Annotated in this window: 18 protein-coding genes; 8 read left to right on the plus strand and 10 right to left on the minus strand. The window is 61.7% G+C overall.

The annotated features are described in order from the left end of the window. Positions 1-61: 61 nt before the first annotated feature. From HBN98_RS11280 to HBN98_RS11295, 4 genes are all read right to left on the minus strand, one after another. Positions 62-2,062, minus strand: coding sequence for an acyltransferase family protein (locus HBN98_RS11280; RefSeq protein ID WP_083367590.1), 2,001 nt, complete (start codon positions 2,060-2,062; stop codon positions 62-64). A gap of 196 nt (positions 2,063-2,258) precedes the next feature. Then, a complete protein-coding gene (rho, locus tag HBN98_RS11285) occupies positions 2,259-3,518 on the minus strand; it encodes a transcription termination factor Rho (protein ID WP_003229334.1) in 1,260 nt (419 codons plus the stop codon). Positions 3,519-3,766: 248 nt separating this feature from the next. Next, entirely contained in the window at positions 3,767-4,096 is a 330-nt protein-coding gene (gene trxA / locus HBN98_RS11290; protein WP_003206727.1) for a thioredoxin TrxA, read from the minus strand. Between the two features lie 120 nt (positions 4,097-4,216). Next, on the minus strand, positions 4,217-4,924 hold the full coding sequence (locus HBN98_RS11295; RefSeq protein ID WP_064589751.1) for a FadR/GntR family transcriptional regulator: 708 nt from the start codon (positions 4,922-4,924) through the stop codon (positions 4,217-4,219). A 256-nt stretch (positions 4,925-5,180) separates the two neighbouring features. Here HBN98_RS11295 and HBN98_RS11300 point away from each other — a divergent pair, with 256 nt between their 5' ends. From HBN98_RS11300 to ppx, 5 genes are all read left to right on the plus strand, one after another. Beyond that, on the plus strand, positions 5,181-5,966 hold the full coding sequence (locus HBN98_RS11300; RefSeq protein ID WP_083367589.1) for a transporter substrate-binding domain-containing protein: 786 nt from the start codon (positions 5,181-5,183) through the stop codon (positions 5,964-5,966). A 22-nt stretch (positions 5,967-5,988) separates the two neighbouring features. Next, the gene (locus tag HBN98_RS11305; RefSeq protein ID WP_064589753.1) at positions 5,989-6,657 is read left to right on the plus strand and encodes an amino acid ABC transporter permease; all 669 of its coding nucleotides are present in this window, start codon (positions 5,989-5,991) and stop codon (positions 6,655-6,657) included. After that, positions 6,654-7,304: an amino acid ABC transporter permease gene (locus tag HBN98_RS11310; RefSeq protein WP_083367588.1), complete on the plus strand. Its 651-nt coding sequence runs from the start codon at positions 6,654-6,656 to the stop codon at positions 7,302-7,304. The genes HBN98_RS11305 and HBN98_RS11310 overlap by 4 nt, the downstream gene beginning before the upstream one ends. Further along, on the plus strand, positions 7,291-8,028 hold the full coding sequence (locus HBN98_RS11315; RefSeq protein ID WP_083367587.1) for an amino acid ABC transporter ATP-binding protein: 738 nt from the start codon (positions 7,291-7,293) through the stop codon (positions 8,026-8,028). The genes HBN98_RS11310 and HBN98_RS11315 overlap by 14 nt, the downstream gene beginning before the upstream one ends. 240 nt (positions 8,029-8,268) lie before the next feature. Further along, positions 8,269-9,771 (plus strand): exopolyphosphatase, encoded by a 1,503-nt coding sequence (gene ppx / locus HBN98_RS11320; protein WP_064589755.1) that lies wholly within the window; start codon positions 8,269-8,271, stop codon positions 9,769-9,771. A gap of 169 nt (positions 9,772-9,940) precedes the next feature. On the opposite strand, the gene ppk1 is transcribed toward ppx, so the two are convergent. Both ppk1 and hemB read right to left on the minus strand, forming a co-directional pair. Further along, positions 9,941-12,166 (minus strand): polyphosphate kinase 1, encoded by a 2,226-nt coding sequence (ppk1, locus tag HBN98_RS11325; RefSeq protein WP_064589756.1) that lies wholly within the window; start codon positions 12,164-12,166, stop codon positions 9,941-9,943. An 18-nt stretch (positions 12,167-12,184) separates the two neighbouring features. Further along, entirely contained in the window at positions 12,185-13,198 is a 1,014-nt protein-coding gene (gene hemB, locus HBN98_RS11330) for a porphobilinogen synthase (protein WP_064589757.1), read from the minus strand. A gap of 207 nt (positions 13,199-13,405) precedes the next feature. On the opposite strand from hemB, the gene HBN98_RS11335 reads away from it, so the two are divergent. Continuing rightward, positions 13,406-14,056, plus strand: a complete 651-nt coding sequence (locus HBN98_RS11335; RefSeq protein ID WP_064589758.1) for a DedA family protein — start codon at positions 13,406-13,408, stop codon at positions 14,054-14,056. Here HBN98_RS11335 and HBN98_RS11340 read toward each other — a convergent pair. Beyond that, positions 14,037-15,272: a sterol desaturase family protein gene (locus HBN98_RS11340; RefSeq protein ID WP_083367586.1), complete on the minus strand. Its 1,236-nt coding sequence runs from the start codon at positions 15,270-15,272 to the stop codon at positions 14,037-14,039. The genes HBN98_RS11335 and HBN98_RS11340 overlap by 20 nt on opposite strands. Before the next feature lie 114 nt (positions 15,273-15,386). Between HBN98_RS11340 and elbB the strand changes: the two genes are divergently transcribed. Next, on the plus strand, positions 15,387-16,055 hold the full coding sequence (elbB, locus tag HBN98_RS11345) for an isoprenoid biosynthesis glyoxalase ElbB (RefSeq protein ID WP_064589760.1): 669 nt from the start codon (positions 15,387-15,389) through the stop codon (positions 16,053-16,055). A 142-nt stretch (positions 16,056-16,197) separates the two neighbouring features. On the opposite strand, the gene HBN98_RS11350 is transcribed toward elbB, so the two are convergent. From HBN98_RS11350 to HBN98_RS11360, 3 genes are all read right to left on the minus strand, one after another. Further along, entirely contained in the window at positions 16,198-16,653 is a 456-nt protein-coding gene (locus tag HBN98_RS11350) for a YaiI/YqxD family protein (RefSeq protein ID WP_083367585.1), read from the minus strand. Positions 16,654-16,763: 110 nt separating this feature from the next. Then, on the minus strand, positions 16,764-18,662 hold the full coding sequence (locus HBN98_RS11355) for an FTR1 family protein (protein ID WP_083367584.1): 1,899 nt from the start codon (positions 18,660-18,662) through the stop codon (positions 16,764-16,766). An 84-nt stretch (positions 18,663-18,746) separates the two neighbouring features. Beyond that, entirely contained in the window at positions 18,747-19,646 is a 900-nt protein-coding gene (locus HBN98_RS11360; RefSeq protein ID WP_083367583.1) for a LysR family transcriptional regulator, read from the minus strand. Positions 19,647-19,774: 128 nt separating this feature from the next. Here HBN98_RS11360 and HBN98_RS11365 point away from each other — a divergent pair, with 128 nt between their 5' ends. Further along, a complete protein-coding gene (locus tag HBN98_RS11365) occupies positions 19,775-21,154 on the plus strand; it encodes a COG3014 family protein (protein WP_083367582.1) in 1,380 nt (459 codons plus the stop codon). The last annotated feature ends 70 nt before the right edge of the window (positions 21,155-21,224 follow it).

The raw sequence follows: 21,224 nt of genomic DNA on the forward strand, positions 1-21,224 counted from the left end.
GCACCCTCAAAATAGGCGTACATCCTACCTGCTAAGCCGGCCTGTGGCAGCCTGTCGCTGCTTACTTGGCTGCATTCGTCTGCGCTTTTCCACGGTTTTCCCGGGCTTGCAGGCCGATAAACAGCGGTTCGAGGATCGGCGCGACAAAGCGCGCACCGACTTCGGACAGGTGATTGTCATCGGTATACAGCGAATAACCGCCGAGTTCAGCGTGGCACAGGCCCTTGTCATCGCACAGCCGCGGCGCCGGATCGACCACGCGCACCGCCGGATCCTCCTGCGCCAGCTGCGCGAACAACTGGCTGATGAACACCTGACGCTTGTGATGCGCCTCGACGTCCAGCCCGACATCATCGACCGGACGATCGAGCATCGCCAGCCGCGTCAGTCGATACGGCGGGCTGAAGGCCTGCAAAGGCGCCTCTTTCACCAGCCAAACGCGATGCCCGGCCGCGCGCAATTGCGCCACGCGCGTGCGCAGACCTTCTGCCAGTCGCCGTTCGGCATCGGCGCGATCATAGCGACCATCGGGCGTTCTCAGCACATGGCCCAGGTCGCCTTTGGCGTCGCCGTACAGATACAGACTCCAGCGCGCGACCAGCACCACATCGCTGATCGCCCGTGTTTCCAACCCCTGCTCGACCCGCTTGTTGAAGCGCGCGCACACACCGTCATGCTCCAGCCCGTCGACCGGAATGCACCCCGGGGAGCTGGCCAGAATCACGCTGACACCGTGGGCCTTGGCACCGTCATCGAACACCGGGATCAACGCCGTCGCATGACTGTCGCCCCAGACCATCGCCTGTGTCGGCAGATCCGTCACGCCGTAATGGCAGAACAGCTTGTCGTCAGGGGTCTTGTCGTCCGCCAGACACGCCATCAGCTCCGGCCGCCACTCACGACCCTTGGCGTATTGCAGCGCCTGATCGGACAGACGCCACGGCAGGCCATCGGTCCAGCGCAGCGATTGCCCGGCCAGACCGAGCACCAGAATGCCGCAGAAACCCGCCAGCAATACCTGACGCCGACCCGCGAGCAGGCGCCGTTCACGGAACGGGGTTTCGACGAATTTCCACGACAGATAACCCAGCACCAGCGTCAGCAGGATCAACCCGGCGGTGTCCAGCGCGCCCGGCTCATCGACACTGGCGTAGCTGGAAAACACAAACACCGGCCAGTGCCACAGGTACCAGGAATAGGAAATCAGACCGAGGCCAACCATGACCCGACTGCTCAATAATTGACCAACCAGCGTCTGGCGATGACCGTTGGCCAGAATCAGCAGCACCACGCCCAGCACCGGCAACAACGCGGTGGCCCCCGGGAACGGCGTCGACTTGTCGTAGACGAACACCGCCAGAATGATCAGCCCCATGCCCAGCAGGCTCAGTGCCTGGGCGGCCGCTGGTTTCAAGCGCCAGGCGTGCTTCGGTGCAATCGCCAGCATGGCACCGGCAAGCAACTCCCAGGCGCGCATCGGCAGCAGGAAGAAGGCTTTTTCCGGGTGATGGTTGATGGCCCACACACTCAGCCCGAACGACACCAGCAGCACCCCGAACAGCGCCAGTCGCCAGTGTTTCAAGCGACTCGAGAGCAGCGTCAGCAATAGCGGGAAGACAATGTAGAACTGTTCTTCCACCGCCAGCGACCAGGTGTGCAGCAGCGGTTTCAGGTCAGAGGCGACATCGAAGTAGCCGTCCTGACGCATGAACAGGATGTTCGAGACGAACGTCACCTGGTAACGCACCGAGCGCCCCAGCTCTTCATAGTCCTTGGGCGCCAGCAGGAACCAGCCCACCGCCAGCACCGCGATGATCATTGCGAACAGCGCCGGCAGAATCCGCCGCGCACGCCGCGCCCAGAACTCGACGAAACTGAAACGACCGGCCTGACGCTGGTTCCAGATGATCGAGGTGATGAGGTAGCCGGAGATCACGAAGAACACGTCCACGCCGACAAAACCGCCGGTAAACCCCGGGACGCCAAAATGGAACAGCACCACGGCGATCACCGCGACTGCGCGCAAGCCGTCGATATCCCTTCGATAAGCGAGAGTGCTCATAAATCTTTAAATGCCAATCAGATGGTTATTTTTTGAACAGCCCGAGCGTGAGTCAGAGAGGCGCGTGAGGACTGATTGTCGTATTGCCCGATCACAGACCTTACCAGATCAAGAACCTCCCATTGCCGGGACAAATTTCATGCAAAAAAAAGGCGTCCCCAAGGGGACGCCCTTTTTATCGGTTCAACCGGCGATGTTACTTGCGCTTCATCGACAGGAAGAACTCGTCGTTGGTCTTGGTCGTTTTCAGCTTGTCGACCAGGAACTCGATGGCAGCGACTTCGTCCATCGGGTGCAGCAGCTTGCGCAGAATCCACATGCGCTGCAGCTCGTCGTCGGCAGTCAGCAACTCTTCGCGGCGGGTGCCGGAACGGTTGATGTTGATGGCCGGGAAGACGCGCTTTTCCGCAATCTTGCGGTCCAGCGGCAGTTCCATGTTGCCGGTACCCTTGAACTCTTCGTAGATCACTTCGTCCATCTTCGAGCCGGTTTCAACCAGCGCGGTGGCGATAATGGTCAGCGAGCCGCCTTCTTCGATGTTTCGCGCAGCACCGAAGAAACGCTTCGGTTTCTCCAGGGCGTGAGCATCGACACCACCGGTCAGGACCTTGCCGGAGCTCGGGATCACGGTGTTGTAGGCACGGGCCAGACGGGTGATGGAGTCGAGCAGGATCACCACGTCCTTCTTGTGTTCGACCAGGCGCTTGGCCTTCTCGATCACCATTTCGGCAACCTGCACGTGACGGGTCGGCGGCTCGTCGAAGGTCGAGGCAACCACTTCGCCGCGCACGGTGCGCTGCATTTCGGTCACTTCTTCCGGACGTTCGTCGATCAACAGCACGATCAGGTGAACTTCAGGGTTGTTACGGGCGATGTTCGCGGCGATGTTCTGCAGCATGATCGTCTTGCCGGCTTTCGGCGGTGCAACGATCAGACCGCGCTGGCCTTTGCCGATCGGCGCACACAGGTCGATCACACGACCGGTCAAGTCTTCGGTGGAACCGTTGCCGGCTTCCATCTTCATGCGCACGGTCGGGAACAGCGGGGTCAGGTTCTCGAAGAGAATCTTGTTCTTCGCGTTCTCCGGACGATCGAAGTTGATCGTGTCGACCTTGAGCAGGGCGAAGTAACGCTCGCCTTCCTTCGGTGGACGGATCTTGCCAACGATGGTGTCACCGGTGCGCAAGTTGAAACGACGGATCTGGCTCGGCGAGACGTAGATATCGTCCGGGCCGGCGAGGTAGGAAGCGTCAGCGGAGCGCAGGAAGCCGAAGCCGTCCTGGAGAATCTCCAGCACGCCATCACCGGAGATTTCCTCGCCGCTTTTCGCGTGCTTTTTCAGCAGGGAGAAAATCACGTCCTGCTTGCGCGAACGGGCCATATTTTCTATGCCCATCTGTTCGGCCAATTCGAGCAGTTCGGTAATCGGCTTTTGCTTGAGTTCAGTCAGATTCATATAGGAATGACGTAATCATTTATGGAGGGGGGGAAATTAAGCTTTTGGCTTAATGAGGCCGCGCCGCAGAGAAGGCGACAGGATCGCGAACTTGTTCGAAAAGGAGTGCGTCGGCGACGGCTAGCAGGGGGCAGTGGAGAAACCAGTGCGGGGCCGAATGTACCACCTGAGTTTCGGAGCGTCTAGCCCTGAATACGCAAAAAGCCCCGCAATTTGCGAGGCTTTTTTTCGGCGTTTTACAGCGACGCTTAGATGTTGGCGTCGAGGAAAGCAGCCAGTTGCGACTTCGACAGGGCGCCGACTTTGGTCGCTTCAACGTTGCCGTTCTTGAACAGCATCAGCGTCGGGATACCACGCACGCCGTGCTTGGCCGGGGTTTCCTGGTTTTCGTCGATGTTCAGTTTAGCAACGGTCAGCTTGCCTTTGTAAGTCTCGGCAATCTCGTCCAGAACCGGAGCGATCATTTTGCAAGGGCCGCACCATTCAGCCCAGTAGTCGACCAGTACAGCGCCTTCGGCCTTGAGTACGTCGGCTTCGAAGCTGGCGTCGCTAACGTGTTTGATCAGATCGCTGCTCATGGAATTCTCCAGGTTGTAAGCAAAAAAACGTGGCCCATCATATCCGCCCTTCCCTTGTTCAGGAAGCTGCAGTTGATTAAGTCTTGCTATGGCGGCCCATGAGTCTGGGTATAGCTCAAGTCACGCGGTGGCGGGGGCAACGAAGGCGATGCCGGTGCGCAGTGCCGCGTTGCGCACGTGCTCCTGCATGGCTTTCTGGGCGGCAGCGGACGCCCGACGGGCCAGGGCCCGGAGGATCTTGCGGTGTTCCTGCCAGGTTTCCATCGCCCGTTCGGCGCGGATGAACGGTAGTTTCTGGCTCTCGAGAAAGATCTCGGCGCTGGCGGTGAGGATGCTGAGCATTGCCTGATTGCCGCTGGCCAGCAGAATGCGTCGGTGAAATTCGAAGTCGAGTTTAGCAGCGGCCTCGAAGTCGCCGGCCTTCAATTGCTCGCGCATCGCCGCGACGTTGTCCTCCAGCGCATCCAGATCGAAGGTGCTCAAGGTCACCGCCGCCAGCCCGGCCGCAAACCCTTCCAGTGCGTAGCGCAGCTGAAAGATGTCCAGCGGCGAGGCCTGCGCCGCAAATGGCCAGCCCGGCGCGCTCTCGCCGCGCGCCAGCTCCACCGGCGCCTGGACGAACACGCCTTTGCCCGGCTGGATGCTGACCACGCCCAGCGCACTGAGCGACGACAGCGCCTCACGCAACGACGCCCGGCTGACCCCCAGTTGCACGGCCAGGTCCCGTTGCGAGGGCAACGCATCGCCCGCACCGAAACCCTGCTCGGTGATCAGTTTGCGAATCGCTTGCAGCGCCACTTCAGGTACGGCGCGAGAGATCGAGTTCATGGTTTTTCAGACGAGCCAGGCCAAGGTGCGGCTAGTTGTAAAGCTATTCGCCGGATCCGGCAAGTCGTGCCCCAGCGGGGTTCGGCGCCCTGCCGCGATGCGCTATCAGGGTGCGAAAACCAACCTGACTGTTCAGACCAGTAAGACCGAACGAACACGCAGAATCCGCGGCCTGCGGGGCATTCGGCGCGGGGTTGGCATGGCGCGTGCTGTGTCCGATCGCAGAAATCACTTCCCGCCGATCCGGAGATTTGCCATGACCCTGCGTTACCGAGCCCTCCTCGCCGCACTGTTTTCCAGCCTGTTGCTCAGCCAGACCCCTGCTCACGCCGACGGTCTGGACGACGTGGTCAAACGCGGCACGCTGAAAGTCGCCGTGCCCCAGGACTTCCCGCCGTTCGGCTCGGTCGGCCCGGACATGAAACCCCGCGGCCTGGACATCGACACCGCGAAACTGCTGGCCGAGCAGCTCAAGGTCAAACTCGAACTGACCCCGGTCAACAGCACCAATCGCATCCCGTTCCTCACCACCGGCAAGGTCGATCTGGTGATCTCCAGCCTCGGCAAGAACCCGGAGCGCGAGAAGGTCATCGACTTCTCTCACGCCTACGCGCCGTTCTACCTCGCGGTGTTCGGCCCACCGGACGCGGCGATCGCCACGCTCGACGACCTCAAGGGCAAAACCATCAGCGTCACCCGTGGCGCCATCGAAGACATCGAGCTGACCAAAGTCGCCCCGGAAGGCGTGACCATCAAGCGCTTCGAAGACAACAACTCGACCATCGCCGCCTACCTCGCAGGTCAGGTCGACCTGATCGCCAGCGGCAACGTGGTGATGGTGGCGATCAGCGAGAAGAACCCGAAACGCGTGCCGGCCCTGAAAGTGAAGCTCAAGGATTCGCCGGTCTATGTCGGCGTGAACAAGAACGAGCCGGCCTTGCTGGGCAAGGTCAACGAGATCCTCGCCACCGCCAAGGCTGACGGCGCGCTGGAGAAAAACTCGCAGACCTGGCTCAAAGAGCCGCTGCCGGCCGATCTCTGATCGGTCGCGCGGGAGACAATCGATGGCTTATCAGTTCGATTTCATGCCGGTGCTGCAAAACACCGACCTGTTGCTGCGCGGCGCCTTGTTCACCCTGGAGCTGACGGCCATTGGCGCACTGTTCGGGGTCGGCGTGGGCATCGTCGGCGCGCTGGTGCGGGCGTGGAACATCCGCCCGTTCTCGGCAATTTTCGGCGTCTACGTCGAGTTGATCCGCAACACGCCGTTCCTGGTGCAGCTGTTCTTCATCTTCTTCGGCCTGCCGTCGCTCGGGGTGCAGATTTCCGAATGGCAGGCCGCGGTGCTGGCGATGGTGATCAACCTGGGCGCGTATTCGACCGAGATCATCCGCGCCGGCATTCAGGCGATCCCGCGCGGGCAACTGGAAGCCGCCGCCGCACTGGCAATGACGCGCTTCGAGGCGTTCCGCCATGTGGTGCTGCTGCCGGCGCTGGGCAAGGTCTGGCCGGCGCTGAGCAGCCAGATCATCATCGTCATGCTTGGCTCGGCGGTGTGTTCGCAGATCGCCACCGAAGAACTGAGCTTCGCCGCCAACTTCATTCAGTCGCGCAACTTCCGCGCCTTTGAAACCTATGCGCTGACCACGCTGATCTACCTGTGCATGGCGCTGCTGATCCGGCAACTGCTGAACTGGGTCGGCCGCCGCTATATTGCGAGGAGCAGCCGATGAGCGACTTCACCTTCTGGGACATCCTGCGCAACCTGCTCACCGGGCTGCAGTGGACGCTGGCGCTGTCGCTGGTGGCCTTCATCGGCGGCGGGCTGGTCGGGCTGCTGATTCTGGTCATGCGCATTTCGAAAAAGCGCTTGCCGAGCAACATCGCCCGCACCTGGATCGAGTTGTTCCAGGGCACGCCGCTGCTGATGCAACTGTTTCTGGTGTTCTTCGGCGTGGCATTGGCCGGGATCGAGATCTCGCCGTGGATGGCGGCGGCGATTGCCCTGACACTGTTTACCAGCGCCTACCTGGCGGAGATCTGGCGCGGATGCGTCGAATCGATCCCGCAGGGTCAGTGGGAAGCCTCATCAAGTCTGGCGCTCAATCCACTGGAGCAATTGCGCTACGTGATCCTGCCGCAAGCACTGCGCATCGCCGTGGCGCCGACCGTAGGCTTCTCGGTGCAAGTGGTCAAAGGCACCGCGGTGACCTCGATCATCGGCTTCACCGAGCTGACCAAGACCGGCGGCATGCTCGCCAACGCCACCTTCGAACCGTTCATGGTCTACGGCCTCGTCGCCCTGGGCTACTTCCTGCTCTGCTACCCCTTGTCGCTCAGTGCGCGCTACCTGGAAAGGAGACTGCATGCCTCTGCTTAGAATTTCCGCCCTGCATAAATACTATGGCGATCATCACGTGCTCAAAGGCATCGACCTGAGCGTCGAGGAAGGCCAGGTGGTGGCGATCATCGGCCGCAGCGGCTCGGGCAAATCGACCCTGCTGCGCACCCTCAATGGACTGGAGTCGATCAACGACGGGGTGATCGAAGTGGACGGCGAATACCTCGACGCCGCCCGCGCCGACTTGCGCAGCCTGCGGCAGAAAGTCGGCATGGTGTTCCAGCAATTCAACCTGTTCCCGCACCTGACCGTGGGCGAGAACGTGATGCTCGCCCCGCGAGTGGTGCAGAAAATGCCCAAGGCCAAAGCCGCTGAACTGGCGCGCAAGATGCTTGAGCGCGTGGGCCTGGGGGAGAAATTCGACGCTTTTCCGGATCGACTCTCCGGCGGCCAGCAGCAGCGTGTGGCGATTGCCCGGGCGTTGGCGATGTCGCCGAAAGTGTTGCTGTGCGACGAGATCACCTCGGCGCTGGACCCGGAACTGGTCAATGAAGTACTGGCCGTGGTGCGCCAATTGGCCAAGGAAGGCATGACGCTGATCATGGTCACCCACGAAATGCGCTTCGCCCGTGAGGTGGGGGACAAGTTGGTGTTCATGCATCACGGCAAGGTGCATGAGGTGGGGGATCCGAAGGTGTTGTTTGCCAACCCGCAGACGGCGGAGCTGGCGAACTTTATTGGCACCGTTGAAGCCGCCAACTGAGCCTGCCTCGCCCTGTGGCGAGGGCGCTTGCTCGCGCTCGGCTGCGCAGCAGCCGTAAGCCGGTCGACCGCGGTTTACCAGAAACACGCGGTGGATGGCTTTGGGGCCGCTTCGCAGCCCGGCGGGAGCCAGCTCCCTCGCCACGGAAGTTGTGTTGGATCAACGGTTTGAACCATGCGCGTTGGCGTCAGCGTTTGATCGTGGCACGATGTCGGGGTTATCGACCGAGACCCCCTGACCATGCCGCAATCCAAAGCCAAGAATCTGTCCCTGATCGCCGCAATCGACTTGGGCTCCAACAGCTTTCACATGGTCGTGGCCAAGGCCCAGAACGGTGAAATCCGTATTCTGGAGCGCCTCGGAGAGAAGGTTCAGCTCGCCGCCGGCATCGACGAAGAGCGTCACCTCAACGAAGAATCCATGCAGCGCGGGCTCGATTGCCTCAAGCGCTTTGCCCAACTGATCAACGGTATGCCGCTGGGCGCCGTGCGGATCGTCGGCACCAACGCCCTGCGCGAAGCGCGCAACCGTCTGGAATTCATCCACCGCGCCGAAGAAATCCTCGGTCATCCGGTGGAGGTCATCTCCGGCCGTGAAGAGGCGCGCCTGATCTACCTGGGTGTCTCCCACACCCTCGCCGACACCCCGGGCAAGCGCCTGGTCGCCGACATCGGCGGTGGCAGTACCGAATTCATCATTGGCCAGCGTTTTGAACCGCTGCTGCGCGAAAGCCTGCAGATGGGCTGCGTCAGCTTCACCCAGCGCTACTTCAAGGACGGCAAGATCACCCCGGCCCGTTACGCCCAAGCGTACACCGCGGCGCGGCTGGAGATCATGAGCATCGAACACGCCCTGCACCGCCTGACCTGGGATGAAGCCATCGGCTCCTCGGGCACCATCCGCGCCATCGGCCTGGCGCTGAAGGCCGGCGGGCATGGCACCGGCGAAGTGAATGCCGAAGGCCTGGCCTGGCTCAAGCGCCGCCTGTTCAAGCTCGGTGACGTCGACAAGATCGATTTCGAAGGCATCAAGCCGGACCGTCGGGCGATCTTCCCGGCGGGCCTGGCGATTCTCGAAGCGATCTTCGACGCCCTCGAACTGCAACGCATGGATCACTGCGAAGGTGCGCTGCGTGAAGGCGTGCTTTACGACCTGCTCGGTCGCCACCATCACGAAGACGTGCGCGAACGCACCCTGACCTCGCTGATGGAGCGTTACCACGTCGACCTGGAACAAGCGGCGCGGGTCGAGCGCAAGGCGCTGCACGCCTTTGATCAGGTCGCGGCCGACTGGGAACTCGATGACGGTATCTGGCGCGAACTGCTGGGCTGGGCGGCGAAAGTCCACGAAGTCGGGCTCGACATCGCGCACTACCACTACCACAAGCACGGCGCCTACCTGATCGAACACTCGGACCTCGCCGGGTTCTCCCGCGAAGACCAGCAGATGCTCGCCTTGCTGGTGCGCGGCCACCGCCGCAACATCCCCAAGGACAAGTTTGCCGAGTTCGGTGACGACGGCGACAAGCTGATCCGCCTGTGCGTGCTGCTGCGTTTCGCGATCCTGTTCCACCACATTCGTGGCACTCAGGCGATGCCGCAGGTGGTGCTGCACGCCAAGGGCAACACCCTCGACGTGGAATTCCCGGAAAACTGGCTGGATGAGAATCAGCTGACCCAGGCGGACTTTGGCCTTGAGGCCGATTGGCTGACGCGGGTGGGGATTGTTCTCACCGTGCACTGATCCTGGTGGCGAGGGAGCTTGCTCCCGCTGGCGCGCGAAGCGGCCCTTTCTTTAAAAGCATGGGCCTGCTGCGCAGTCCAGCGGGAGCAAGCTCCCTCGCCACAAGTGTGTGAACGACAGGCACAAAAAAGGCGATCCCGAGGGATCGCCTTTTTTATTGGGCTGAAGGTCAGCTGCTCACCGGCAGAATCGGGCTGCCCAGGCGTTCCAGCAACGTCGCCTGCGCACTGCGCGGGTTCTGGTTACCGGTTGGCGTGTTGCGGATGTAACGGCCATCCGACTGCAGGCTCCAGCTGTGGGTATTGTCGGTCAGGTACAGCTCCAGCTCTTTCTTCACGCGGGTCAGCAGTTTTTTGCCTTCCACCGGGAAGCAAGTCTCGACACGCTTGTCGAGGTTGCGCTCCATCCAGTCGGCACTGGAGAGGAACATCTGCTCCTCGCCGCCGTTGAGGAAGTAGAACACCCGGGTGTGCTCGAGGAAGCGGCCGATGATCGAGCGCACATGGATGTTGTGCGAAACCCCGGCAATGCCCGGACGCAGGCAACACATGCCGCGCACCACCAGATCGATGCGCACGCCAGACTGGCTGGCCTTGTACAACGCGCGGATGATCTTCGGATCGGTCAGCGAGTTGAACTTGGCGATGATGTGCGCCGGTTTGCCGTCGAGGGCGAACTGGGTTTCCCGGGCAATCATGTCGAGCATGCCCTTCTTCAAGGTGAACGGCGCATGCAGCAGCTTTTTCATGCGCAGGGTTTTACCCATGCCGATCAACTGGCTGAACAGTTTGCCGACGTCTTCGCACAACGCGTCATCCGAGGTCAGCAAACTGTAGTCGGTGTACAGACGGGCGTTGCCGGCGTGGTAGTTACCGGTGCCGAGGTGCGCGTAACGCACAATCTCGCCGGCCTCGCGCCGCAGGATCAGCATCATCTTGGCGTGCGTCTTGAAGCCGACCACACCGTAGATCACCACCGCACCGGCCGCTTGCAGACGGCTGGCCAGTTGCAGGTTGGACTCTTCGTCAAAGCGTGCGCGCAGTTCGATGACTGCGGTCACTTCCTTGCCGTTACGCGCGGCGTCCACCAGCGCATCGACGATTTCCGAGTTGGCGCCGGAGCGGTACAGGGTCTGGCGTACGGCCAACACATGCGGGTCTTTCGCCGCTTGGCGCAGCAGGTCGACCACCGGGGTGAACGACTCGAACGGGTGTAAAAGCAGGATGTCCTGCTTGCTGACGACGCTGAAAATGTTCTCGCTGTTCTGCAGCAGTTTCGGGATCTGCGGGGTGAACGGCGTGTATTGCAGCTCCGGGTGACTGTCCAGACCGGTGATGCTGAACAGACGGGTCAGGTTGACCGGGCCGTTGACCTGATACAGCTCGGTCTCGCTCAGGTTGAACTGCTTGAGCAGATAGTCCGAGAGATGTTTCGGGCAGGTGTCGGCGACTTCCAGGCGTACCGCATCACCGTAACGCCGCGAGAACAGCTCGCCACGCAGGGCGCGCGCCAGGTCTTCGACGTCTTCGGAATCGAGCGCCAGGTCGGCGTTTCGGGTCAGGCGGAACTGGTAGCAGCCCTTGACCTTCATGCCCTGGAACAGGTCATCGGCATGGGCGTGGATCATCGACGACAGGAACACATAGTTGTCGCCGGTGCCGCCGACTTCTTCCGGTACCTTGATGATTCGCGGCAGCAGGCGCGGTGCCGGGATGATCGCCAGACCGGAATCGCGACCGAAGGCGTCGATGCCTTCCAGTTCGACGATGAAGTTCAGGCTCTTGTTCACCAGCAACGGGAACGGGTGCGTCGGGTCGAGGCCGATCGGGGTGATGATCGGTGCGATCTCGTCGCGGAAATAACGGCGCACCCAGGTTTTGATCTTGGTCGTCCAGTGGCGGCGACGGATGAAGCGCACCTGGTGCTTTTCCAGCTCCGGCAACAGGATGTCGTTGAGGATCGCGTACTGGCGGTCAACGTGACCGTGCACCAGCTCGCTGATCCGTGCCAGCGCCTGATGCGGTTGCAGACCGTCGGCACCGGCCTGTTCACGGGCGAAGGTGATCTGCTTTTTCAGGCCGGCGACACGGATTTCAAAGAATTCGTCGAGGTTGCTGGAGAAGATCAGCAGGAACTTCAGCCGCTCCAGCAACGGATAGGACTCGTCCAGCGCCTGTTCCAGCACGCGGATGTTGAACTGCAGTTGCGAAAGCTCGCGGTGGATGTACAGGCTGCTGTCATCCAGGCCCGGGATCGCAATCACCGGCGCCGCCGCGACGGCTTCGGTGACCGGCGCGGGTGGCGCAGGCTCGAGTTCCGGCGGGGTTTCGGTGATTTGCTCCACCACCGGCTGAGCTTCTTTTACTGCAACTTCTGTGAGTCCTTCGGTATTCATCGAATGTTCCTGGGAGGGCTATTTCTGCTCTCGTAACAATTGAGCGGCACGGACAGCAAAGTAAGTCAGGATGCCATCAGCGCCGGCACGTTTAAAGGCGGTCAGTGATTCAAGAATCACCGCCTCGCTCAACCAGCCATTCTGGATCGCCGCCATGTGCATGGCGTATTCGCCGCTAACCTGATAGACGAAGGTCGGCACTTTGAAGGCATCTTTTACCCGGAAAAGAATGTCCAGATACGGCATGCCGGGTTTGACCATGACCATGTCCGCGCCTTCAGACAAGTCGGCGCCGACTTCGTGCAACGCTTCGTCGCTGTTGGCCGGGTCCATCTGATACGAAGCCTTGTTGGCCTTGCCCAGATTCGCCGCCGAGCCCACCGCATCGCGGAACGGCCCGTAATAGGCGCTGGCGTACTTGGCCGAATAGGCCATGATGCGCACGTTGACGTGGCCGGCAATTTCCAGCGCTTCACGAATCGCCTGAATGCGCCCGTCCATCATGTCCGACGGTGCCACGACCTGAGCGCCGGCTTCGGCGTGGGACAGTGCCTGCTTGACCAGTGCGTCGACGGTGATGTCGTTCTGCACATAGCCTGCTTCGTCGAGAATGCCGTCCTGCCCGTGGGTGGTGAACGGATCGAGCGCGACGTCAGTGATCACCCCCAGCTCCGGGAAGCGCTCACGCAAGGCGCGGGTGGCACGCTGGGCGATGCCCTGCGGGTTCCAGGCTTCGGCAGCGTCGAGGGATTTCAATTCGGTGGGCGTGACCGGGAACAGCGCCAGCGCCGGGATGCCCAGATCGACCCACTTCGCCGCTTCTTCCAGCAGCAGATCGATGGTCAGGCGCTCGACGCCGGGCATCGAGGCCACGGCTTCGCGACGGTTTTCACCGTCGAGCACAAACACCGGCAGGATCAGGTCATCGACCGTCAGCACGTTCTCCCGCACCAGCCGTCGCGAAAAATCATCGCGGCGATTGCGGCGCAAACGGGTGGCAGGGAACAAACGGTTGGCAGGGGTAAAGCTCACGGCAGACTCCTGAGCCCGCGCAAACGGGCGAGCGTGACAGTTATAGACGGCCATTATGACGAACAGATTACAGTTATGCGTACCCCGTGACATGTAGCCGCATTCCATTGTTAGCGTAGGAATTGTTCACGTCGAGACACATTTCGACACTTTCCTGAATGTGTACGAAGGGTTAGGCTGCGCGTTCATTTCGCCAGCACCCAGACAATGCTCCAACAATTTCTGCATGACTTCGGCTACTTTGCCTTGTTCCTCGGCACGTTCTTCGAAGGCGAAACCATCCTGGTGCTCGCAGGCTTCCTCGCGTTCCGTGGATACATGGACATCAACCTGGTGGTGGTCGTGGCGTTCTTCGGCAGCTATGCCGGCGATCAGCTGTGGTATTTCCTGGGGCGCAAGCACGGGCGCAAATTACTGGCGCGCAAGCCGCGCTGGCAGATGATGGGCGACCGCGCGCTGGAACACATCCGCAAGCACCCGGACATCTGGGTCCTGAGCTTCCGCTTCGTGTATGGCCTGCGCACGGTGATGCCGGTGGCAATCGGCCTGTCAGGTTATCCGCCGGGACGTTATCTGCTGCTCAACGGCATCGGCGCGGCGATCTGGGCCACCGCCCTGGCAGCGGCCGCCTACCACTTCGGCGCGGTGCTCGAAGGCATGCTCGGCAGCATCAAGAAATACGAGTTGTGGGTCCTCGGCGCGCTGCTGGTGCTGGGTGTCGGCCTGTGGCTGCGTCGCCGCTTCAAGAACGCCCGCCTGGCCAGGCAGGTGTACGCCGACGAGCAAGCCGCAAAAGCCGCCGATCGGCTTCAAGCAGAACAGGCCAGCCTCGCCGAACCTAAGAAGCCAGCCGAGTGACGCGCTGGCGACAGCCATACAGCGCGATGCCGCTGAGCAGGCTGTAACCGAGCAGGCCAGCCCAGACCAACGGGCTGGCCGGCCATAGCCCGAGCAGTGGCGCCAGCCCTGCCAGCGGCAAAGTCGACGCCAGTCGCAGCAGCTCCACCTTCAGCGCCCACGGGCGATTTTCCAGGGCCACGCCCAACGCAAACAACCCCCACGCCACGGCGCCCCAGCCCAACAGCAGCGCTGCGACCGGCAAATGTGGCGCCTGTCCCATCAAGTAACTGCCCAACGCGATATAGACACAGAACTGCAACGCCACGTAGCCCTTTTGACGGCTATCGAGTGGCACCTCGAACTTGCGAAAACGGCTCAGGTCCGGCTTGTTCAGCGGGTACTTCAGCGCCACGTCTGACGGGCGCCAACCGGTGCGCATGAACCAGATCCGCAGCTTGTCCCACGTACGCTCGGCGCGGCGCGCGTCGTCCCATAACTGCGCATAAAACTGCACGTTGGCCCACAGCGGATTCCAGCTCGCCAGCGGCGTGGTCACGCCGAAAATCACCGGTTCGTTGTCGTCCTCTTCCTGGAACGTGCCGAACAGCCGATCCCAAAGAATGAACACCCCGCCGTAGTTGCGATCCATGTAGAGAGCGTTCTGTGCATGGTGAGCCCGATGATTGGATGGCGTGACGAAGAACCACTCGAACCCGCCGAGCTTGGGAATGTGCCGGGTATGGACCCAGAACTGATACAGCAGATTCATCGCCGCGACGCTGACGAACACCAGCAGTGGCACCCCGAGCACGGCCATCGGCAGGTAGAAGATCCAGCCCAGCAAGAACCCGGTACTGGTCTGGCGCAACGCAGTGGAGAGGTTGTACTCCTCGCTCTGGTGATGCACCGAATGCGCGGCCCAGAGAATGTTGCGCTCGTGGCCCAGGCGGTGCAGCCAGTAGTAACAGAAGTCGTAGAACACAAAGGCCAACACCCAGACCCAGGCGCTGTCCACTGGCAGCCTGAGCAGCGCCAGATGTTCGAGGGCAAACGCGTATGTCAGCAGCCCCACACCCTTGGTCAGCAGCCCGGTGGTGGTCGACAACACCCCGGCGCTGAGGCTGTTCACCGAGTCGGCGAGGCGATAGTGGCTGACTCCGCGCCAGCGGTCGGCAAGCAGTTCGGCAGCGATCAGCACGAAGAAAAACGGCACTGCATACAGAATGAAGTCCATGGCGCGCCCCGGTCGGATTCTATGGACAGATCCTAGGTGTAGCCGCCCAATCACCCTATGGCAACGCGCGACAAATTAGTGGACATTTAGCGCCATGAAACTGGAGAGAAACCCATGAGCAAAAAAGTTGCAGTGATCCTGTCCGGCAGCGGCGTGTACGACGGCGCCGAGATCCATGAGAGCGTCATCACCCTGCTGCGCCTGGATCAACGCGGCGCGCAAGTGCAGTGCTTCGCCCCAAACGTCGCGCAATTGCATGTGATCAATCACCTGACCGGTGAAGAAATGCCCGAGACGCGCAACGTCCTGGTGGAGTCGGCACGCATTGCCCGCGGCAACATCAAGGACATCCGCGAAGCCGACGTCGAAGACTTCGACGCACTGATCGTACCCGGCGGCTTCGGCGCGGCGAAAAACCTGTCGAACTTCGCCGTCGAAGGCGCCAACTGCACGGTGCAGCCCGAAGTGCTGGCCCTGGCCGAAGCGTTTGCCGAAGCGGGCAAACCCGTGGGCCTGATGTGCATCTCGCCGGCGCTGGCAGCAAAAATCTACGGCCCGGGCGTGACCTGCACCATCGGCAATGACGCCGATACCGCGACCGCCATGAACAAGATGGGCGCCACCCACGAAGACTGCGCAGTGAGCGACATCATCGAAGACAAGGCACGCAAACTGGTGACCACCCCGGCGTACATGCTGGCGCAGAACATCAGTGAGGCGGCGTCGGGGATCAACAAACTGGTCGACCGCGTGCTCGAACTGACCCACGAGAACGATGCCTGACCTTAATTGCTAAACCCGTTATGGTGAGGGGATTTATCCCCGATGGCCTGCGCAGCAGGCCCCCATCTTTTCAAGATCAAGAGGGGCCCGCTTCGCGAGCCATCGGGGATAAATCCCCTCGCCACAGGGTGATAGGGTTGAATCAGGGCTGGCGGGCCAGGCGCGTCAGGATGCGGTCCAGCGCATTGGCAAACGCCTGCTTCTCACGCTCGCCGAACGGCGCCGGGCCGCCGCTGATCTGGCCCTGTTCGCGCAGGTCGGTGAACAGGTTGCGCACGGCCAGGCGCTCGCCCATGTTCTGCGCGTCGAATTCCTTGCCCCGCGGGTCCAGCGCCGCCACGCCCTTCTTCACCAGACGATCGGCCAGCGGAATATCGCTGCAGATCACCAGCTCACCAGGCACCGCGTGCTCGACCAGATAATCGTCCGCCGCATCCGGACCGCTGGGCACCACGATCAGTTTGACGATGGCCAGCCCCGGCTTGGTCTGCGGCTGGCCTGCCACCAGCACCACCTCGAACTTGCGCTTGAGGGCGAACTTCACCACCAGATCCTTGGCGGCCCGAGGGCAGGCGTCGGCATCGATCCATACACGCATCTTGATAACCTCTTAAAAGCAAAAGATCGCAGCCTTCGGCAGCTCCTACAGGTATATAACGCACCCCTGTAGGAGCTGCCGAAGGCTGCGATCTTTTAACGATAACTCGATCAGGCAGCCGTCACCCGCTTTCTCTCGGCCATCCGGCTACGCCCGTACAACACGACAATCGCAACAATCGCCAGCGCCTGCGCCATCAGCGAATAGGCGTCGGCATGAATCCCCAGCCAGTCGAAGTCGAAGAACGGCACCGGCCGCGTGCCGAAGATCCCGGCTTCCTGCAACGCCTTCACGCCATGGCCGGCGAACACCACCGACAACGCACACAGCAGCCCGGCGTTGATGCTGAAGAACAGCGCCAGCGGCAGCTTCGCCGAGCCGCGCAGGATCACCCAGGCCAGACCGACCAGCAGCACCAGCGCCGTGGCGCCACCGGCCAGCACCGCGTCATGCCCGGCCGGGCCTGCCTGCAGCCACAGGGTTTCGTAGAACAGGATCACTTCGAACAGCTCGCGGTACACCGAGAAGAAGGCGAGGATCGCGAAACCGAAGCGCCCGCCGCCGCCCACCAGACTCTGCTTGATGTAGTCCTGCCAGGCCGCCGCGTGACGCCGGTCGTGCATCCACACCCCAAGCCACAGCACCATGACACTGGCAAACAGCGCTGTCGCGCCTTCGAGCAGTTCACGCTGCGAGCCGCTCACATCGATCACATACGCCGCCAGCGCCCAGGTGCCGAGACCGGCCAACAACGCCAGCCCCCAACCGATGTTGACGCTGCGCACCGCCGACTGCTGGCCAGTGTTGCGCAGGAAGGCGAGGATCGCCGCCAGCACCAGAATCGCTTCGAGGCCTTCGCGCAGCAGAATCAGCAGCCCGGAAATGAAGCTCAGCGACCAGCTCAGGCCATCGCTGCCGAGCAATTCGGCGGACGCTTTCAATTTGTCCTTGGCCGCGTCCAGACGCTGCTCGGCCTGCGCCACTGGCAAGCCGTCCTGCAGCGATTGACGGTAGGCCATCAGTGATTTTTCGGTGTCCTTGCGCACGTTGGCATCGACGTTATCCAGCGAGCTTTCGACCAGTTCGAAACCTTCCAGATACGCCGCTACCGACAGGTCGTAGGCCTGATCGCGATCACCGGCACGGTACGCGGCCAGGCTCTTGTCCAGCGTGGCGGCGGTGTAGTCGAGCAACTGCGCCGGGCCGCGCTTGACCTGCGGCGGCTGCGCGCGCTGGGCGCGGAAGGTGGCGGCGGTTTGCGCACCTTCGGCGGCCTGCACTTCGGCCGGGGTCTGGCGGGCCAGATCGGCGATGTTGTAGGTCTTGTCGGACTTGGCCGCTGCCGGGTCGGCACTGAAACCGGCAATGTAGGTCGCCAGATCCCAGCGCTGACGGTCGTCCAGTTGATCGGCGAAGGCCGGCATGTCGGTGCCCTCGACGCCTTGGCCGAGGGTGCTGTAGATCGCGTACAGGCTCAGATGGTCCATCCGTGCGGCATCGCGCAGGTTGGCCGGTGGCGGCATCAAGCCAACACCCGCCGGGCCGTCACCGGCACCGGTGGCACCGTGGCACACCGAGCAGTTTTGCGCGTACAGCGGCGCGCCACGGGTCGGATCGGGGGGGATGATCGGGGCCTGGCTGACCTCGTAGGCCACCGCCAGTTTCGCCCCCAGTTGCCGGGCCTGACGGGCGACGTCGGCACCGTCCTGCCTGGCGGTGATCGCGGCATGCAGCGCACTGACGCCCTGCTCCAGCGCAGCCTTGTCCGGCTTCGCTGGCAGGCTTGCGATCAGCCCTTGCAGCACTTGGGTGAATTCCAGTTGCTCGCGGTATTCGCCGTCGTCGACGACCTTGCCTGACGCCACGGTCGGCGGGTAGTCGGCACTGATGTAATCGAGCAGGTGCAGCGCCTGCGGGGCGCCTTCCACGGTGTCGGCGAGCAGATTGGCGCTGCACAGGGCAAACAACGGGAACACCAGCCAAGCCAGCAATCGGGACGAGGCAGTCATGAATGAGTCTCAAATGGAAATGCGAAGTTACATATTGTTCACTTCGAACGCCTTTCGCTCAAGCTTTGTCGACGTAGAACCGCTTTAGCGCAGTGGCGCCGACGCTTGGCGATAATGTTCGAGCATGAATTCGACAAAGACCCGAACCTTGAGCGCCACATTCCGGGCGTGCGGATAAAGCGCGTAATAGTGCCGTTGACCGAGGCTGCAGTTGGGCAGGATCTGCACCAGCCGGCCACTCAGCAGATCGTCCTGCACCGTGGCCCGGGTGAACGCGGCAATGCCGACCCCGGCCAGCGCCGCCGCGTGCAGCGAACTGATCGAATCCGCCTTGAACCGACCTTGTGCCGATACCGGCGTCGTCACCCCGCGCGCATCGGTCAGCACCCAGCTGCTGCCTCCGGCAAACGCCAGCAACTGATGCTCGACAAGCTCGCGCACCTGACGCACCAGGCCATTGCGGGCGACGTAGGCCGGCGACGCCACCAGCAACAGGTCCGAGACGGTCAGCAGGCGCGCGACCAATGACGAATCGGCCAATGGCCCGCAGATGCGCAAGGCCACGTCGAAACCCTCGGCGATCAGGTCGACGAAGCGGTCGTCGCAGGACAGGTCCACCTCGATCTCGGGATAGCGCTGTTGAAACGCCGGCAGCCAGCTCGCCAGCTCCAGCGTACCGATCACCATCGGCGCGCTGATGCGCAGCACACCGCTGGGGCTTTCGTGAGCCTGCCCCACTGCCAGCGCGGCTTGATCAAGACGTTCGAGAATATCCACGCACGCCGCGTAATACTGCTGCCCCGCCGTGGTCAGGCTGAAACGGCGGGTGTTGCGGTTGATCAGGCGTGTGCTGAGTTCGCTTTCCAGTTGCTGCAACTGCCGGGAGATGGTCGAGTGGGTGGTGTCGAGTCGCTCGGCAGCGGCGCTGAATCCGCGACACTCGACGATGCAGCGAAAGGCGCGCATGGCTTGCAGTTGATTCATCGAGAGTCCCCGACTTGTTGATCGCTGAGCGCGCAAGCCTAGCGTAATGCCTACCCACCCGGCAGCAGCAAAGCGCCCCTATAATGCGACACCCCGTGCTTTTGCCGTTCAAGGAAGAACCCGTCTCCATGCGCCATTGTCTGCCGTTCTGCCTGCTGCTCAGCCTCATCGTGCAACTGAGCGGTTGCGCCGCTTATCGCAATTACGATCAGGAAATGCAGCAGACCATCGACCAGATGGCGCAGGGCAATCTGAACGAAGCGCTCTACCTGATGGAGCTGCACAATCCTTGGGAAGACAAGGATCTGCTGTATTACCTGGAACGCGGCGCGATTCTCAGCGCCGGCACCAACCTGCCAAAAAGCCAGGAAGCCTGGCGCAGTGCCGACCGGATGATTTTCCAGCGTGAAGAGACCACCCCCTCAGCCCCAATCAAACTGCTGACCCGCTTCGGCAACGAAATGGGCACGATGCTGGTCAACGACAAGCTGCTGCGCTACGAGGGCTACGACTACGAAAAAGTCATGCTGACCACCGAGATGGCGCTCAACCAACTGGCGGAAAACGATTTCGACGGTGCCCGGGCCGACATCAAGAAAACCCACGAGCGCGAAACCCTGATCGCCCGGCAGCGCGAAAGGCAATACGAAGAGGCTGAAGAGCAAGCCAAAAGCCAAGGGATCACGCTGCATTACAAAGATTTGCAAGGCTATCCGGTGACCATCCTCGACGCTGCGCAAGTCATCGCGCTGAAGAATGGCTACCAGAGTGCGTTCAGTCATTATCTGGCTGGCTTCACCTATGAAGCCTTGGGCGAGCGTACGCTCGCGGCACCCGGCTATCGACAGGCGATCGAATTGCGCCCGGGCCTGCGGTTTCTCGAAAACGCTCTGCGCAATCTGGACAAACCCGGGCCGGCAGGCGATGAAAGCGAGATTCTGATCGTGGTCCAGGCCGGCTTCGCCCCGGCACGCAGTTCGGTGCAAGTGCCGATCCCGGTGCGGCTGAACGAAAACCTGACGATTATCGCCCCCATTTCGTTCCCGGTGATGGTGCCCGACACTCTCACACCTCCAGTTCCAAGCGTGCTCGTCGATGGTAAACAATACCCGCTGACGATGATCAACAGCGTCACAGACATGGCCATGCGCACCTTGCGCGATGACATGCCGGCGATCATTTCTCGCGCCATGTTCCGCGCCAACATGGCAGCCATCAGCCAGGCGCAAAAGAACGAACGCGATCCGGCCAAGGCTTCGCTGGTGGTGACCGATCACGATCCTTTCGAGGAAGCTGACACACGAACCTGGCGCACACTGCCGGATAAAACCCTGGTCGCCCGTCTGCGCCTGAAAAAAGGCCTGCACCGCGTGCGCTTTCCGTATTTTCGTGCAGAAGACGGGTTCACGGTACGCGTCGACCAGAATCATCAAGTGTTCAATCTGCGGGTATTCATGGGCCAAAACTATTTCGTGGGTTCCGCACTGGTCCTGCCTGAAACGCCATGACCGCAGGACGATTGATAATGCTTAGAATGATGGCACCAAATTAACAAGTGCGATTAAAAAGCTATTACAT

The organism is Pseudomonas koreensis, assembly GCF_012986595.1.
Lineage (GTDB): Bacteria > Pseudomonadota > Gammaproteobacteria > Pseudomonadales > Pseudomonadaceae > Aquipseudomonas > Aquipseudomonas koreensis.

Bases quoted from the DNA above. Each gene is read 5' to 3' on its own strand.
- HBN98_RS11280 (WP_083367590.1), bottom strand. From the start codon at position 2,062: ATGAGCACTCTCGCTTATCGAAGGGATATCGACGGCTTGCGCGCAGTC.
- rho (WP_003229334.1), bottom strand. From the start codon at position 3,518: ATGAATCTGACTGAACTCAAGCAAAAGCCGATTACCGAACTGCTCGAA.
- trxA (WP_003206727.1), bottom strand. From the start codon at position 4,096: ATGAGCAGCGATCTGATCAAACACGTTAGCGACGCCAGCTTCGAAGCC.
- HBN98_RS11295 (WP_064589751.1), bottom strand. From the start codon at position 4,924: ATGAACTCGATCTCTCGCGCCGTACCTGAAGTGGCGCTGCAAGCGATT.
- HBN98_RS11300 (WP_083367589.1), top strand. From the start codon at position 5,181: ATGACCCTGCGTTACCGAGCCCTCCTCGCCGCACTGTTTTCCAGCCTG.
- HBN98_RS11305 (WP_064589753.1), top strand. From the start codon at position 5,989: ATGGCTTATCAGTTCGATTTCATGCCGGTGCTGCAAAACACCGACCTG.
- HBN98_RS11310 (WP_083367588.1), top strand. From the start codon at position 6,654: ATGAGCGACTTCACCTTCTGGGACATCCTGCGCAACCTGCTCACCGGG.
- HBN98_RS11315 (WP_083367587.1), top strand. From the start codon at position 7,291: ATGCCTCTGCTTAGAATTTCCGCCCTGCATAAATACTATGGCGATCAT.
- ppx (WP_064589755.1), top strand. From the start codon at position 8,269: ATGCCGCAATCCAAAGCCAAGAATCTGTCCCTGATCGCCGCAATCGAC.
- ppk1 (WP_064589756.1), bottom strand. From the start codon at position 12,166: ATGAATACCGAAGGACTCACAGAAGTTGCAGTAAAAGAAGCTCAGCCG.
- HBN98_RS11335 (WP_064589758.1), top strand. From the start codon at position 13,406: ATGCTCCAACAATTTCTGCATGACTTCGGCTACTTTGCCTTGTTCCTC.
- HBN98_RS11340 (WP_083367586.1), bottom strand. From the start codon at position 15,272: ATGGACTTCATTCTGTATGCAGTGCCGTTTTTCTTCGTGCTGATCGCT.
- elbB (WP_064589760.1), top strand. From the start codon at position 15,387: ATGAGCAAAAAAGTTGCAGTGATCCTGTCCGGCAGCGGCGTGTACGAC.
- HBN98_RS11350 (WP_083367585.1), bottom strand. From the start codon at position 16,653: ATGCGTGTATGGATCGATGCCGACGCCTGCCCTCGGGCCGCCAAGGAT.
- HBN98_RS11355 (WP_083367584.1), bottom strand. From the start codon at position 18,662: ATGACTGCCTCGTCCCGATTGCTGGCTTGGCTGGTGTTCCCGTTGTTT.
- HBN98_RS11360 (WP_083367583.1), bottom strand. From the start codon at position 19,646: ATGAATCAACTGCAAGCCATGCGCGCCTTTCGCTGCATCGTCGAGTGT.
- HBN98_RS11365 (WP_083367582.1), top strand. From the start codon at position 19,775: ATGCGCCATTGTCTGCCGTTCTGCCTGCTGCTCAGCCTCATCGTGCAA.